Raw genomic sequence first — 15,895 nt, forward strand, 5'->3', positions numbered from 1 at the left:
CTAAATTCAATTACAACTACCCGTAGGCAGCTGTATAGAGGTTAATCGTGCTTAATCCAAAGGCTACGCGAGATCTCTTGGCGTAGATTTTCAATCAACTTTTTGTTGGTATCTGAAAACTGACCGTTCTCAAACTCACCCATAAAAAACAGACATTCAGCCAAAGGCCTTGATTGCTCTTCTGACAGGTTACGCATAAGGGGGTGTTCATTATTAAGCGTGATAAAATGCTCATCGTCATACCCCGGTTCCCATAGCGAACCATCACTTGTTTTAGCCAGACGAACATCAATATCTTCGATCAGAGGAGCGACTATTCTGTAGTTACTCAAATGCTCTCCTCGACCAGAACAAAGGATACGAAAATCCAGTAACCCATTAAAAATAGCGACTAAAGCGTCACCAAATCCAGCTCTATAAATACCGTAGCGATCCGCAATAATATTGCCAAACATATCCGTATTAGCTGTACCAACCCTCTCGCAATCAGGAATCAAAGCGTAATGCGCTTTTACCGCTTCAGGCATAAAAATACGAGCATATTTTTTACCTTGGTGTTGAAGTGCCTCAGCAACTTTTTCAGTTGAGAAGGTGAACGCATCAAGCCCTAAGATGTCCGCTATTTCATAAGCCATACGAGTAATTTCAGAGCGTTCTGGTAATTGCTCATTGAGCCAAGCTAGCAAGACGGAGTGTTTTTTCTTTAAGTCTCCCTTAGGGAGGTCGGTCACTGCAACCTCAAAGGTACTTTCAAATTGCTCTTGATGGCTAAATGCCACAGCACTTGCCGCTAGCTGGTAAATGTAATCAGTAACGATATGATCTGATTCATTAAAAATTCGGTTGAACAAATCTATGGGGATAGGAATTGTCGTCTTCCAAAAAATCAGGCCATCCACTCGATACTTCGGGTTTTTATCATTCAAATAACGTTTAAAATCGTATAAATCATATTGGTAACTCATTCATCTTCCTCCACATCAGGTAGCTCTATACTTAAATGGCGCAGTGTTTGACTTACCTTTTGGCGAAATCCATTCAACGTATGCTTGTTAGCATCAGAGAACTCACCGTGCTCAGCATTTGATAAACTCCACAGCAGCATATCCAAGGCTTTCATGGCCTCGACATTATCTTTACAGACGTTATACATCTTATGGAAGTAAGGGTGTGACTTGCCAAGGGTGACGCATGTATTTCCTTCGTCATCACATGAAGGCTCCCATAAGCAATCACCCAGTAATGAATCTTCCTCATGCACACGAACGGCTTTGTCATCATAGACACGAATTCCCTCAATCACGGTCGGTTTCATCTGATTTTGATTGCGGATCGTTACCGTGTCACCATCAACTTTAATTTCAGAGTTCTTGGTGTGCTTTTTATGTTTATCAATCGCTTTATCGGCAGGGCCGTGCGCACGCTTAGTATTTGCAGAAGTTAAGCGTTCTTGCCCTTTAGTCAACTCTTGACGCCAAGGAGAAATGAGCTGCTGTAACTCTTTTCTGATTTCGGCAGGAATAATGACACGACTCTTGCGAAAGTCGATGCTGAACACATCATCCAATTCGTGGCTGAAATTCAGCTCAACTCGAAGACGTGTGATCTTACTTTCTTTTTTATACATACGATGTGGCCAGCCATCGTGCCATATAAGGCGACCTTCTCGATAGATGTATAACCCTTGATTATCTAGGTTATAACGGACATATTTTTGTTCATCTACATCAAGTTCGTTTAGAGAGGGGATAACCCCTCCTTTTACAGTAAAGTGAAGCTTTGTATTATCAACTTCAATTTCTACGGGTCTCTCTTTCAGTATTCGAGGCCGCACACCGTCCTTAGTCACAAATTTAGAACAGAGAGGATCCCAACCTTTTAAATTAACAGCAGGGCTGTCTCCAACTTTCATTGATATTGTTACTTCACCTGATTCTAAGAACTTAAAGAATACAGCGCTTAGTTCTAAAGAGAGCTCTTTACCAAGAGATTGAATTTGCGCCTGTACTTGCCTCTCACTGCCTCTTTTTATTAAGCGGTCGATATTTTCCCAAATGATCATGGTACCGCTAGTTTCAGAGAAATCGTTGAGTGCATCAAAGTAATCGTAATACTCATCTTCATCTGGGGTTTCTAGTTCCCAACGGTCTGAAATGATAATTTTGTCGATATCCCACGCTCGCCCGACATTGCTGCCATTCTGGTGAGATAACACGACAAGGCGGCGACAGAACGCGGTAGAAGCAGTTTTAAGCCCCATGCCGAATTTACCCAGTGATTTAGGGTTATCACGGCGTGGCGAGCCATAACGCATAGCATTACGAAGCTGCTCTTCTGACATACCATCACCATTATCACTAATGATGACTCTAAACTCTCCGAACATATACTGAAGTTCAACTTCAATTTGAGTTGCATTGGCCGCTATTGAATTGTCAATAATATCCGCAAATGCAGCTTCTTTGCTATAGCCGGTATCACGTAAACTCTCGACTAATCGAGCCGCTGACGGGCGAAAATCATCTTCTTCTGGTAATTCTATTTTTTGACTCATGAGCCTAACGTTTCCAAATACGCAAGCATGATCTGCTTGTCTGTTTCTTTATCATCGGTAACTGAGACAACACGTTCACTAAGTTGCTGCTTCAGACGAATTCGTTCATCGATTTTTTCTTCAATTGTGTCGGCATAGTACATGTAATAAACATTAACTATGGATTTTTGACCATTTCGCCAAGCCCTTGCTGTAGCTTGTTCTTCAAGCGCAGGGTTCCACTGGCGGCAGTAATGAATTACATTAGTTGCGGCTGTAATATTCAGCCCCATCCCTGCTGTTCTTGGATGCAATAATAAAACATCAAAGCCTTGTGATGAAGAAAAAGCATCAATGAGTGGTTGACGTTCTTCATTTGGTGTTCGACCATCAATAACCCCTGCCAATATACCATACCGCTCACTTATCGCTCCTTGTATTAAATCAATTATCTTTTTGAAAGTAGCAAAAATAATAACCTTCTCGCCGACTTGTACTATCTTATCGAATTGGAGCATAAGTAACTCGAACTTAGCACTGTGCTTAATAAGAGAATTAACATCATGAGTAAGGGTTGGGTCGATAAGAGCTGGATGAGCCGTAAATTGCTGCAGTTTATTAATCAATGGTAAGATCCCTCCACCACCATTTTTACTATCACATTGCATCTCATCAATCAGTGAATCATATTTTTCTTTTTCTTTTTCACCTAAAGACACAGCTGTGTGGATATCAAGCTTTTCTGGTAATTGCTTTAGTACATCTTTTTTCATTCTCCGCAACATAACTTGTCGAAGGCTATTTTCAAGCTCCTCTAAATTCTTATTAAGAGTCTCTGACAAGTCAGAATGAACATAGCAATTCTTAAAGCTATCTTGAGCACCTAAGAAACCTTTAAACACTAGGTCCGTTAATGCCCAAGCATCCATTAAGCTATTTTCAACTGGGGTTCCAGACATAGCAACTGTTACGCCAAGATTCAAGCGCCGAGCAGACAGGGAGCGACTCGATTTAGGGTTTTTTAACATACTCGCCTCATCAAACAGAGCGAGATCAAAATAAACATCTTCAAGCATCGTAATGTCCGAAGACATCGTTGTGTAGGGAGTGATAACAACATTGTGTTCATCAAAAGCAGAAGCAACACCGCGTCTATGTTTCCCATAGTGAAGGTATGGGACAATACTTGGTGCAAAAAATTCAAACTCTCTAACCCAGTTATCAATTAGTGGATTCGGCACAACAATGAGAATTTTACTATTTGGGTTTTTCTCCAAAACATCACAACATAAAGCAATAACTTGAGCTGTTTTTCCTAACCCCATATCATCAGCAAGAATAGTTCCAACACCACTTTCCGCGCAAAAACTTAGCCAGTTGACTCCTTCTTCCTGATATGGATACAGTGATTGCACAAATAATTTTTCATGATGAGATTGTTTTTTCTGGTTTTCTCTAAGCAGCTCAATCAGGTGACTAGGAAACTCACTAATCAAACCCTCTAAGTACAAGGAACGAAGAAGTTTCATCAATCTTGGCAGCTGTAAATCTCCAAAAGCGATAGTTAAGTACTCATAAATACGAGAGCTAACAAAATTTACCCTTCTTCCATCAGATATAAAGTAGCCATGCTTAACTAATGCATGTGTTTGCTCCTCATCTAATAATTTACCACGAAAGAACAAAGTAAAATTAGGTGTTGGTTCCACTTCAAATTCAAAATCAACTTGAGCTGGACGTTTTGAAATAATCAAATTAACTTCTACACCATTAGAGGTAGCAGATATTTTACCAAGCTTAAATAAAACCTCAGCTTTAACACAGTAACTATCTTGCTCGACAATTCCATTACATATTGTATAAGTCATTTTCACCTCTTTATTACAGGGTTAAAAACAGGATAACCACTTGCATTCTTTCATGTTTAAATATACAGTGTCGACCAATAACCAGGGCACAAACCGGATACTTTAAAAAACATGGTGCACAAATTGAATACTTCCAACTATATCAAAGAATTACGAATTAAACTTAGTTTAGGTCAACGTGAATTGGCAAATTTGATAGGACTAGGAAAGGATGGCGAACGAACAATTAGAGGTTGGGAAGCCGGAGAGCATAAACCTTCACCATTAAAATGGGGGAAAATTGTCGATCTCGAGAATGAAATGCAGAAATACTACGATAATGCTCCTTTAAAACAAGGAAAAGTAGAAGACGCTACTTTTCAATTTATCGACCTTTTTGCAGGTATCGGTGGCATTCGTTATCCATTTCAGAAGCTAGGTGGCCACTGTGTATTCACTTCTGAGTGGGATAAATTCGCCCAAAAAACTTACCTAGCTAACTACGGTGACATGCCAAATGGTGACATAACCAAGATAACGGCAAGAGACATACCAGATCATGACATTCTTCTTGGTGGGTTTCCATGTCAAACGTTTTCTCAAGCTGGTTTAAAACAGGGATTTAGTGACACACGAGGAACCATGTTCTTTGAAGTTCAGAAAATTTTAGCTGTAAAAAGACCAAAAGCTTTTCTACTAGAAAATGTTAAGCAACTAAGAGGTCATGATAAAGGCCGAACACTCAAAACAATCATGAATATCTTACAAGGAAAACATGATCAACAAATCCCAGAAGATATTCCAATGAGCGAAGAAGCTCGTCATGCTTTGCAGCATAAATTGAACTACTGGGTCGATGTACGCGTATTGAGGGCTGGTGATTTTGGTGCCCCTCAAAATAGAGAACGAGTATTTATCATCGGTTTTAATAAAGATGAATACCCAAATATTGATTTTGATAAAGCTTTCACTTGGCCTGAACCACCAAAGACAGCAACACGTGTCGGAGATATTCTACAAACAGAAGTAGAGTTAAAAGCAGATCAGCAAGAATATGGTAAGGATCGTTTCACTATTTCAAATAGATTGTGGGAAGGCCACCAAAAACGCAAAGCTGAACATAAAACCAAAGGAAACGGTTTTGGTTATTCATTATTTAATGCTGATAGTATCTATACTAATACTATTAGTGCTCGATACTATAAAGATGGTTCTGAAATTCTAATAGATCAAAGTCAATTAAATAAAAACCCTCGAAAACTAACACCACGTGAGTGCGCAAGATTACAAGGATTCCCAGAAAACTTTAAAGTTGACGCTGTTTCACAAAACCAAATTTATCAACAGTTCGGTAATTCAGTCTGCATGAATGTCATTCATGCGGTAGCAGAACAGATCGTTGATACGTTGACTAATAAGCAGATACAAGCAGGCTAACTTGGTAAGAATCAGCCCCATTTGGGGCTGAAATAAATGAAAATTTAGATAATCAGCTCAACCCAAAAATTATCAGACGTATCCACACCTAATACTAATGTACTGTTTTCTTTAGCAAGGTTCATTACTTCATTTGTTTGGAAGTAAAGTCGATACTCAGAGCGAGTTGCATGATTCACTCGAGCATCATACCAAGTCACACCAGACTCAATATAGCCATCTTGCCCTCGAATAGAGAACCGAGCGGTAAAAGATTGCTTTGCAGTACCTAAAATATCTTTTAATTGAATAACACCATTCAGTTCGTGCTGATTAGAGCGGTTAGGTAAAGCTTCAACTGCAGACAGCGTTTTTACGCATGATGGACTTAAATTCAGAGCACCTTTCATATTATAGATCCTATGTTTACGACTAATATGAATATATACACCATATCAAGTAGATAAATAAATCATAGATAAAACTTGTGATTTAAAGCACCTTTAACTCATTACTTATGTAGCATATATAATTTGATAAACACCAACATTAAACAAACTTCGTCTCTCTTAAGGCTGAAAATATTTTTCTACCGCTCTCCCCAGCCCTGATTCTGACCCGTAGGGACAAGACACAGCAAAGCGTTTTGTGGCTTGGTTGAGCCATTGGGGCTTGCGAAGAATGAGCAGCACCAATTCGCGAGATAAAGCAGGTTGCCCGAAGGGTGCTTAAATTACGTTGTTTAGGTTGCACTGTTGAACCAAATGAATAAAGAGGCACTCTCGGTATGAATATAAGACATGCCTCACTATAAATCTACTTCATCATCGGGTACGTAAAAAACACCAGATGGAAAAAATTGAACAAGAAGTGGAATAACACGGCAACCCACAAGCGTGAGCTGTAATGGAAAGCTAAGCCGTAACCAACACCCGCTAGCGTAGCAAAAGCAACCAAGAGTAAACCGCCGCCAATGTGAGCTAAGCCAAACAAAACACTGGCGATGGCGATGCCAACTATCCAACCAAAACGCTTACTTAATGATTGTTGAACAAAGCCACGGAAGAAGGCTTCTTCTGCAACGCAGGTGAGTAATAAATTGTTTAACGCAAATAACCACCACCAACTTGGCAGGCTGAATTCAGGCTTTAATGCACCTAATCCCCATGCCATTGGTAACAAACTAAATAATGGGATAGCGGTAAGTAGAATCGCTTTTTTATTGAACGTTGCTTTGCTTCCCAATATTGCAGGATAAGCTAATAACAAACCAAAGAAGATAAACGGCTTATCAAGGTTCAAATACATCGTAAATGGAATGCTTAGTGGTCCAGAAACAACCGCGTCTAAAACTTTTGCGTTCGTAAACCCTGGGATTAAGTGCAGAAAAAGAGCCACACACCAAACAAAGATAAAAGCATACGCACCAATCTGCCATTTACGCTCTAAGCTTGGGGCCCTGTAGGCAACAAACAAACCAACAAGCATACCGACTAATCCAGATACGGTTAATCGTTGTTCTATAAGTGCACCAACTAAGGTTAATCCGAGTAACCCTAAACTGACTTTTGTTTGCTGAATAAAAGCCAATGCAATCGCCAACGCAAGTGGCAGCCAAATCCACATCGATAAATCTAAAATCATAACAAATCCTTTAAAATAATAATGACGTCTAAACGCGTCTTAAAAGTGAAACGAAGATTACTCATATGTTGCAGCAATGGACAGCAAAATACGCTTATTCGTCATTATTTTTCAACCTTTGCGCCGGCTAATAGCAGAAGTGCTCTATATACCTATCACTTTAATGAGTAAACGTTTATTATTGAGTGGGTTGCGACACTTCCATTTCGTCCAAACTTCCTCCGTTATACACCTGAGTAAACCCTGCTTTTTTTAAATAACTCATCGCTTGACCTGAACGGTTTCCGCTACGGCAATAAACAACAATTGGCGTTTGTTTGTCTATATCAGAAAAGGCTGTATTGATGGTATCTAAAGGAAGGTTTGCTGCCCCATCTAAATGTCCTTGATTAAATTCGCTAGGGGTTCGAACATCGATCAATAACGCCCCCTGCTCTACCAGATCCCAAGCTAATTCACCACGCTCTGATGCCCAACTGGTAAAAGAGATCATCACCAATAATAAGTACAACCCTGCCTTTATTCTCATGCCTTCATCCTTTTTATATATTAAGTGACTCATCTTTGAGTCAATACCAAACAATATACTTTTCACTTGATGGATATGCCATTATTTTAATCCAGATTAAAGAACTGTATCCATATTGTCGTTATATTCACGCTGTCTCATCAAATATCACAAAAATGAACAAGAAAAGAACAGCCATGATGAAAAATAACGATTTAAAGAGGATTCCACTTGAGCACTTTGTTTACTGAAACCCATATTGGCAACATGACATTAAAAAACCGTTTTATAAGAAGCGCGACGTGGGAAAATATGGCAACAGAAGATGGGCACATGACAGATAAGTTATACGCCATCTACGAGGAACTCGCTAAAGGCGACGTTGGGTTAATTGTCACCGGCTATGCCAATATCGTCGAAGAAGAAAAGCCAAATGCAGGCATGATGGGAATGTACAATGATTCTTTTATTGAGGGATATAAAGTACTGACCGAATTAGTGCATAGCCATGATTCAAAAATCGTTATGCAGCTTGCTTATGGCGGCACAAAAACGACCTACAATGTCGGTGAAAGAGTCATTTTCGCACCCAGTGAGGTGTGCGAAAGAGGCACTCTAACCTTAGGTAAAGCAATGACAAAGGATGAGATCGGTTACATCGTAAACGCCTTTGCTCAAGCAAGTCGAAGAGCGCAAGAATCTGGCTTTGATGGCGTTGAAATTCATGCTGCACACACCTATTTAATCAATCAGTTTTTAAGCCCATACTATAATCGTAGAGAAGATGAATACGGCGGCAGCTTAGACAATCGCATGAGATTCTTGCTAGACATTTATACTGAGATAAGAAAGCGGGTTGGCAATGACTTCCCTATTTTAGTGAAGCTCACTGCCTCTGAGTTTTTTGAAGGCGGTTTGACCTTCGACGAAACACGCCTCATTTGTAAAAAACTGGAAGAAATTGGCGTCGATGCCATTATCATTTCAGGCAACATTCATGGTAATGCAAGCGCTATGATTGGGGAGTCATTTGATGGTTATACCTTGCAAGAAGAAGGCTACTTCCATGAATATGGTGATGTGATCAGTAAAGACGTGACTGTTCCGGTAATTACCGTAGGTGGGTTGACTGATATTGACGCAATCGAAGCGATGGCGGCGAACACCAATATTCAATATTTTGCTTTATCACGCCCTTTGCTTGCTGAGCCTCAACTCATAAAGCGTTGGAAAGAAGGCAATAGAGCCGCTGTCGATTGTGAACGATGCTCAAAATGCCGAACCAGACGTGGCAATTTTTGTGTGGTGTACAAAAAAAGAAAGCCGAAAAAATCTCAAGACTAATCAATAAATAAATAGCAAAAAGGGTTGGCACAATGGCCAACCCTTCTTTCATCGTTATTTACGTGATGGTGTGTTACTCATATTCTGATGAATACGTCTCTTCGTAGGTGTGTGAGTAAAGCTCAAATAAGTTGCCAAATGGGTCTTCTAAATACACCATTTTAGATGGGTTGTTATCGTCTTCTGGATGGTAGCGCATAATATCCATGCGTACTTTACCGCCAAATTTTTCAGTACGCTCAATCACACCATGAAAATCATCCGTTTGAAGACAAAAATGGAAGATACCGATGCGAGAGAAATCAACCTCGTGGCGTTCTTGACGTTCTTTCATTTCGAACAATTCAAACCCAATACCATCTTTTGTAATGAGATGTGCAATATTGAACCCTTTAAACCCCTCGCCAAAAACAGCAACACACATTCTTCCGATGGCCGTTTCACGCTCTTCTTCTACTTTGGTATTGCCCATAACAACATTAAGACCAAGCGCTTTAGTATAAAACTCAACCGCTTTATCCATATCACCTACCATAATTCCAACATGATTCATTTTCATAATGCGCTCCAAATCCAAATAATATATGCGTTGTTCGTTTTGATGGAATGAGTATATGACTCGACATAGATTACATCAAATTATCAATAATTATAAAAATGATAATTAATATTTATGATTATTTAAGAGATGAATATACCTATTCCTTCATCTAGTAAGTACAACTCTAGTTCGTTATTTCAAAACATTCGACATATAGGAAAGCATGGCAGTGTATTTAGCCAATCATTACTCACTACATAAAAGAAAGACTTTAGATAGCGTGTTCATTTTTAACAAATAGAACCGAGCATAAATAATAATTCGTACTCAAATTATTATTTCAAATTAGCCTCATCCAAAAACATTCGTACAACAAAGCAAGCAATCCTTTATATTTCACATTAGTTATATTCACCCGTTAATCTCACGCTAAAAGCAAGAGTCAAAAATAATAAAAATCAACACCTTACATAGATGAAGTAGTCATTTTACCACAAAGAAAACATCACTATAAATTAACATCTCATTCTCCACAAAATCCGCCTCTCTTGATTATTTTCATAAAATTACTTATAGTACTAACCAATTTATTAATAACCCTACTTTACAAAGGACTTTAAAATGAATCCCATACTGGAAGTTAAGGGACTGTACAAAGTGTTTGGAGAGGATACTGACCGCGCATTTTCAATGATTGATGAGGGCGCCGACAAAGACGAAGTATTTGAGAAAACAGGATTAACGATAGGTGTTAATGATGTCTCTCTTAGCATTCAAGAAGGCGAAATTTTTGTCATTATGGGCCTCTCTGGTTCAGGTAAATCTACTCTTGTTCGTCTTCTCAATCGACTTATCGAACCAACCAAAGGCAGTGTTTTCCTAAGAGGTAAAGACATTGCACACATCTCCGAAGAAGAACTTCTGCAAGTTCGCCGCAATAACATTTCAATGGTTTTCCAAAACTTCGCATTAATGCCACACATGACGGTGATTGAAAACGCCGCCTTCGGCTTAGAGCTGGCTGGCGTAGATCAAGAAAAACGCAAAAAATGCGCATTAAGTGCATTAGAGAGAGTTGGACTCGATGTTTATTCAGAATCATACCCTGACGAATTATCCGGTGGTATGAAACAACGGGTTGGTCTAGCAAGAGCCTTAGCCTGTGATCCTGACATCCTGTTAATGGATGAAGCATTCTCTGCACTTGATCCTCTGATCAGAGCTGAAATGCAAGATGAACTAATACGACTGCAAAACGATGACAAACGTACCATCGTTTTTATATCGCACGATTTAGATGAAGCAATGCGAATTGGCGACAGAATTGCCATTATGCAAAATGGCGATGTCGTTCAAGTCGGTACACCCGATGATATTCTCAACAACCCTGCAAATGATTACGTCGAAGCCTTTTTCCGCGGCGTTAACATCGCAAGCGTCTTGACGGCCAAAGACATTGCCCGTAAAAAACCAGCCGCTATGTTCAAAAAATCAGAACATGATGGCCCAGCGTCAGCACTCCAATACTTAATGGATAACGACAGAGAATATGGCATCGTCGTAGATAAAAGCAGCCTCTATTCTGGCATCGTTTCCGTCGATTCATTACGTGAAGCACACAAACAGAAATCGTCTCTTGTTAGCGCACAATTGTCTGATGGTATAACACTGACACCAAATCAACCGATCAACGATATTTTAGGACAGGTGGCAAATGTGCCTTATTCCGTGCCTGTTGTTGACGAAAACGGCAATTATTTTGGTGTTGTGACGAAATCACGACTACTTCAGACGTTAGATAAGGGGTAGAACGATGTCATCTGAGCAAACAAACAGTGATCCATGGGCACAAACAGAGGCTCCACAAAGTGACCCTTGGGGTCAAACTGCAGACGCAACCTCAACAACGGCTGATTGGTTAAACAGTGAAACCGTTGATTCCATTCCTTTTGATCCTTTAAATCCCTTTGTAGAAGCGGTTCTTCCCGTCGATCACTGGGTTGAGTCAGGGCTAAATTGGATGGTAGAGCATGGACGTCCGCTGTTTCAAGCCATCCGTATTCCAATCGATTTTATTCTCAGCACATTTGAAACCGCATTAACCTCAACACCCGCGCCATTTATGCTCATTATCTTGTTCTTATTGGCATGGCAATTTTCGAATCTCAAGTTGGGTATATCAACCGCCGTGTCCTTAGTCTTTATTGGCCTTATCGGTGCTTGGTCGGAGGCAATGACGACTCTATCTCTGGTGATGACTTCTGTCTTCTTCTGTTTACTTATCGGATTACCGCTGGGGATTTGGCTCGCCAGAAGCAAAACGGCTGCGAAATTTATTCGCCCACTTTTAGATGCCATGCAAACCACACCCGCGTTCGTCTATCTGGTGCCAATTGTTATGTTATTTGGTATTGGTAACGTGCCAGGGGTTGTCGTTACGATAATCTTTGCATTGCCGCCCGTCGTTCGACTCACCATTCTAGGTATTCAACAAGTACCCGAAGAGTTAATTGAAGCGGGTCACTCTTTTGGTGCCAATAAAAAACAAATGTTGTATCGAATTCAGCTTCCTCTTGCCCTACCAACCATAATGGCCGGCGTTAACCAAACCTTGATGTTATCTCTGTCGATGGTGGTTATTGCATCAATGATTGCCGTTGGTGGCTTAGGACAAATGGTATTAAGAGGGATTGGTCGTTTAGACATGGGACTTGCCGCTGTCGGTGGTTTAGGTATTGTCATTCTCGCCATATTACTGGATAGAATCACTCAAGTACTTGGTGTGAATGCGGGTAATACGAAACTGCGTTGGTATCACATGGGGCCAGTCTCTATCGTATTGAAATTTTTTGCTCAAAAGAAAAAACCAGAACCAGAACTAAAACTTAAGGAGAAATAAGAATGATTAATTCATGGAAGAAAGCGCTAACGGTGGGTATCGTTTCTACACTCGCTTTATCAACCAACGTTTGGGCTGAAAAACTTCCTGGCGAAGGTGTGACGGTTCAAGCTCTTCAATCAACGGTTGCTGAAGAGACGTTCCAAACCTCGATTGTAAATCGCGCACTTGAAGAACTCGGCTATGATGTAAAACCAACAAAAGAGGTTGATTACAACGTTGCCTATACATCAATCGCAAAAGGCGACGCCACATTTTTAGCGGTTGGTTGGTTCCCACTTCATGCCGATAAATACAAGATGTCTGGTGGCGATGATAAATTCTATCGCCAAGGCCAATACGTTAGCGGTGCCGCTCAAGGTTACTTAATTGATAAGAAAACCGCTGAGAAATATGGCATCACAAACATTGGTCAATTAAAAGATCCTAAAATCGCTAAGTTGTTTGATGCTGATGGTGACGGCAAAGCCGATTTAACCGGTTGTAACCCGGGTTGGGGTTGTGAACTGGTTATTGAAAATCAGTTATCTGCCTACAAACTGAACGACACCGTAACGCATAATCAAGGTAATTACGCGGCAATCATTGCCGATACTATCTCTCGTTATAAAAACGGTGAATCCATTCTTTATTACACGTGGACACCTTACTGGGTAAGTGGCGTTCTTGTTCCGAATAAAGATGTAGTCTGGTTAGAAGTGCCTTTCTCTGCCCTACCTGGTGATCGTAAAGATATTGATACTACGTTGTCTAACGGCAAGAACTACGGTTTTGAAATGAACTCTATGCGTATTATTGCAAACAAAGAGTTTGCTGCTGAAAACCCATCAGCCGCTAAACTATTTGAAATCATGAAATTGAATATCAATGACGTGAGTGCTCAGAATATGATGATGAGCAAAGGCAAAAACAGCTCGGCTGATATCCAATCTCATGTGAACGGTTGGATAAAAGCAAATCAGAAACTGTTTGATTCTTGGATAGCCGAAGCGAAAAAAGCCGCAATGTAATCAATGGCTAGATCGTAACAGTAAGTGGTTACCTAGCATCAAACATTAAGTCACTAAACATTAAGTCATTAAACAAAGGCCATTAGCACACGCTACTGGCCTTTTTGATCTCTGAACCTTGAATATTCACCGCACCACAGAAGCAAACATCAAATTCGGCGATCTTTTTATACTGCACAATAAATAAACGAAACGTTATTATGGTATTTTTATTCCATAGTCATTGGATAAATACGCTATTTTTATCTTAACTAACATTGCTTATATTACTCCCATCAACAACGCGTTGGACGGATGTTCTGCCTTTCGCTTTTGTTTACAAATTTAGGAAGTAGATATGACTCACCCAATTATTGCCGATTTGAACTCTCGTTACACCGCTAAAAAATACGACGCAACTAAACGTATTTCAGCAGAAGACATGGATGTGATTAAAGAAGCGATTCGCTTATCTGCGTCTTCAATTAACTCTCAACCTTGGAAATTCATCGTTCTTGAAAGTGACGAAGCAAAAGAGCGTTTCCACGGTACGTTTGCGAACATGTTCCAGTTTAACCAACCGCATGCGAAAGAAGCGTCACACACTATTTTATTCGCACACAACCCTAAGTTCGATAAAGAACAATACCGTAAAGTGGTTGATGCTGAAGTAAGTTCTGGCCACCTTCCTGCTGAGCGTTACAACGACATGCTTGATGGTGCGTATGGTTTTGTTGAGCTGAATACAGATGAGTCTGGCTTTAACGGCAACTGGACTAAAGCTCAATCTTACATTGCTTTAGGTAACACACTGCATACGCTTGCTCGTATGGGTATTGCTTCAACGTCTATGGAAGGGGTTGATGCCGCACTAATTGGTGAAACATTCAAAGACGAGCTTAATGGCTATGTTTGTGATTTTGCCCTTGCTTTGGGCTACCACAAAGACGTTGAAGATTATAACTACGGTCTTCCAAAAGCACGTTTACCAATGGAAGATGTAATTACTGTTCTATAAGAATAGAAACAATAATTATAGAGAAGGTCAGACAGATGTCTGGCCTTTTTTGTATCTATCAATAACAGAACATTAGGCAATCATTACGAGCGCCCTCTTTCTATTTTATCTTATCTCGTATTTTTTGATAAATACACTCAGCTAATTGATGAGTCGCAATATTGCGATCTATCGTCTTACTCGCTAATGCCCCTTTCTCTACCACTTGAATCCAATCTTGGATCATGCGATCAAATCCTTTACTGCTCAGCATCGGCGTCCAATCTTGTAGTGTGAGTTTTTGCTCTGTACTGTTTTGCCATATTTTGCCTTCCACAAAAGAAGAAAATTCGTAAGCTTGATTTTCATAACTGGCAGAGACACGTTCTGTGGTAATACCAAAATGACGATCCATTGAGGCATGCAATAGGGTATTCCCTGCTTGCCATTGCACGTCCAATCTCGCCAATTTATTGCCCTGCATTTGATGGGTAATACTGAGATCATCAATACTCGATTGAGCATTTAAATTGATACTATCTAGAGGATGGATAAAATCATCAAAAATGAAAGTACGAAGTTCACCAGGCAATGCATGGCGATGTTTCTCCCAACGCAGCGAACGTAAATGACCTAGCTCACCTTTTGCTAGTTCAGGCAAATGTTGGTTATACAGTGGAATATGGCGACGGTTAAACCCAACATACAACGGTTGATTGTGCTTACCTGCCATAGCATAAAGTTTCTCAACGTCTTCTGCTGAGTCAGCAAGTGGCTTATCAACAAACGTAGGTACACCGTTTTTCAGGAAAAAAGACGCAATATCAGCATGCACTTTGGTTGCCGCGTGGATCATAACGGCATCTACCCCCATCGTTAACAGTTGTGGGTAATCTTCACAGATCTGATCAACTCGGTATTTTGAGGCCAACTGTTTTAATGTCTCAGAGTTTCGAGTGCAGAAGACAGGCTCTACCCCTTCGAGCTGAGTAATGATAGGCAAGTAGGCTTTTTGAGCTATATCCCCTAAACCGATGATTCCAATTTTCATTCTTATCCTTGTTTATATTAATCGCCTCTTTTCAGTATAATTTAAATTATTTTAACATTCTTAAGATGTTCACGTTATTAAGACAATATTCATCATAAGTCATACAAAAACACGCTTATTTATGCT

General features: G+C 40.1%; 14 protein-coding genes. 6 read left to right on the forward strand and 8 right to left on the reverse strand.

Features of this window, described 5'->3' with window-relative positions; translation table 11 throughout:
* Positions 1-41: 41 nt before the first annotated feature.
* Genes AACV33_RS05495 through AACV33_RS05505 form a run of 3 tightly spaced genes read right to left on the reverse strand, consistent with a single transcriptional unit; the run spans position 42 to position 4,401 of the window.
* Complete coding sequence (locus AACV33_RS05495; protein ID WP_182699148.1) at positions 42-965, reverse strand: hypothetical protein; 924 nt, start codon at positions 963-965, stop codon at positions 42-44.
* A complete protein-coding gene (locus AACV33_RS05500; RefSeq protein WP_182699149.1) occupies positions 962-2,554 on the reverse strand; it encodes an ATP-binding protein in 1,593 nt (530 codons plus the stop codon). The genes AACV33_RS05495 and AACV33_RS05500 overlap by 4 nt, the downstream gene beginning before the upstream one ends.
* Entirely contained in the window at positions 2,551-4,401 is a 1,851-nt protein-coding gene (locus AACV33_RS05505; protein ID WP_182699150.1) for a DEAD/DEAH box helicase, read from the reverse strand. The genes AACV33_RS05500 and AACV33_RS05505 overlap by 4 nt, the downstream gene beginning before the upstream one ends.
* A gap of 111 nt (positions 4,402-4,512) precedes the next feature.
* Between AACV33_RS05505 and dcm the strand changes: the two genes are divergently transcribed.
* Positions 4,513-5,817 carry a DNA (cytosine-5-)-methyltransferase gene (gene dcm / locus AACV33_RS05510; protein WP_182699151.1) on the forward strand — a complete coding sequence of 435 codons (1,305 nt, stop codon included), beginning with the start codon at positions 4,513-4,515 and terminating at the stop codon, positions 5,815-5,817.
* 44 nt (positions 5,818-5,861) lie between these two features.
* Here dcm and AACV33_RS05515 read toward each other — a convergent pair whose 3' ends face one another.
* The 3 genes from AACV33_RS05515 to AACV33_RS05525 form a co-directional block, all read right to left on the reverse strand.
* Complete coding sequence (locus AACV33_RS05515) at positions 5,862-6,206, reverse strand: type II restriction endonuclease (RefSeq protein WP_155674117.1); 345 nt, start codon at positions 6,204-6,206, stop codon at positions 5,862-5,864.
* Between the two features lie 406 nt (positions 6,207-6,612).
* Positions 6,613-7,440, reverse strand: a complete 828-nt coding sequence (locus tag AACV33_RS05520; RefSeq protein WP_017022611.1) for a CPBP family intramembrane glutamic endopeptidase — start codon at positions 7,438-7,440, stop codon at positions 6,613-6,615.
* A 178-nt stretch (positions 7,441-7,618) separates the two neighbouring features.
* Positions 7,619-7,969 carry a rhodanese-like domain-containing protein gene (locus AACV33_RS05525; RefSeq protein WP_023602665.1) on the reverse strand — a complete coding sequence of 117 codons (351 nt, stop codon included), beginning with the start codon at positions 7,967-7,969 and terminating at the stop codon, positions 7,619-7,621.
* Between the two features lie 210 nt (positions 7,970-8,179).
* Here AACV33_RS05525 and AACV33_RS05530 point away from each other — a divergent pair, with 210 nt between their 5' ends.
* A complete protein-coding gene (locus tag AACV33_RS05530; RefSeq protein ID WP_023602666.1) occupies positions 8,180-9,292 on the forward strand; it encodes an NADH:flavin oxidoreductase in 1,113 nt (370 codons plus the stop codon).
* 73 nt (positions 9,293-9,365) lie between these two features.
* On the opposite strand, the gene AACV33_RS05535 is transcribed toward AACV33_RS05530, so the two are convergent.
* On the reverse strand, positions 9,366-9,851 hold the full coding sequence (locus AACV33_RS05535) for a VOC family protein (protein WP_017022609.1): 486 nt from the start codon (positions 9,849-9,851) through the stop codon (positions 9,366-9,368).
* Between the two features lie 603 nt (positions 9,852-10,454).
* Between AACV33_RS05535 and proV the strand changes: the two genes are divergently transcribed.
* The 4 genes from proV to AACV33_RS05555 all read left to right on the forward strand — a co-directional run bounded on the left by proV (position 10,455) and on the right by AACV33_RS05555 (position 14,739).
* On the forward strand, positions 10,455-11,642 hold the full coding sequence (proV, locus tag AACV33_RS05540) for a glycine betaine/L-proline ABC transporter ATP-binding protein ProV (RefSeq protein WP_017022608.1): 1,188 nt from the start codon (positions 10,455-10,457) through the stop codon (positions 11,640-11,642).
* 4 nt (positions 11,643-11,646) lie between these two features.
* Positions 11,647-12,732 carry a glycine betaine/L-proline ABC transporter permease ProW gene (gene proW / locus AACV33_RS05545; RefSeq protein ID WP_023602667.1) on the forward strand — a complete coding sequence of 362 codons (1,086 nt, stop codon included), beginning with the start codon at positions 11,647-11,649 and terminating at the stop codon, positions 12,730-12,732.
* A 2-nt stretch (positions 12,733-12,734) separates the two neighbouring features.
* Positions 12,735-13,742 (forward strand): glycine betaine/L-proline ABC transporter substrate-binding protein ProX, encoded by a 1,008-nt coding sequence (gene proX / locus AACV33_RS05550; RefSeq protein ID WP_023602668.1) that lies wholly within the window; start codon positions 12,735-12,737, stop codon positions 13,740-13,742.
* A gap of 337 nt (positions 13,743-14,079) precedes the next feature.
* Positions 14,080-14,739, forward strand: coding sequence for a nitroreductase family protein (locus AACV33_RS05555; protein ID WP_182699152.1), 660 nt, complete (start codon positions 14,080-14,082; stop codon positions 14,737-14,739).
* 100 nt (positions 14,740-14,839) lie between these two features.
* On the opposite strand, the gene AACV33_RS05560 is transcribed toward AACV33_RS05555, so the two are convergent.
* A complete protein-coding gene (locus AACV33_RS05560; RefSeq protein WP_182699153.1) occupies positions 14,840-15,769 on the reverse strand; it encodes a Gfo/Idh/MocA family protein in 930 nt (309 codons plus the stop codon).
* Between the last annotated feature and the right edge of the window lie 126 nt (positions 15,770-15,895).

The organism is Aliivibrio sp. SR45-2, assembly GCF_963890165.1.
Classification (GTDB): Bacteria; Pseudomonadota; Gammaproteobacteria; order Enterobacterales; family Vibrionaceae; genus Aliivibrio; species Aliivibrio salmonicida.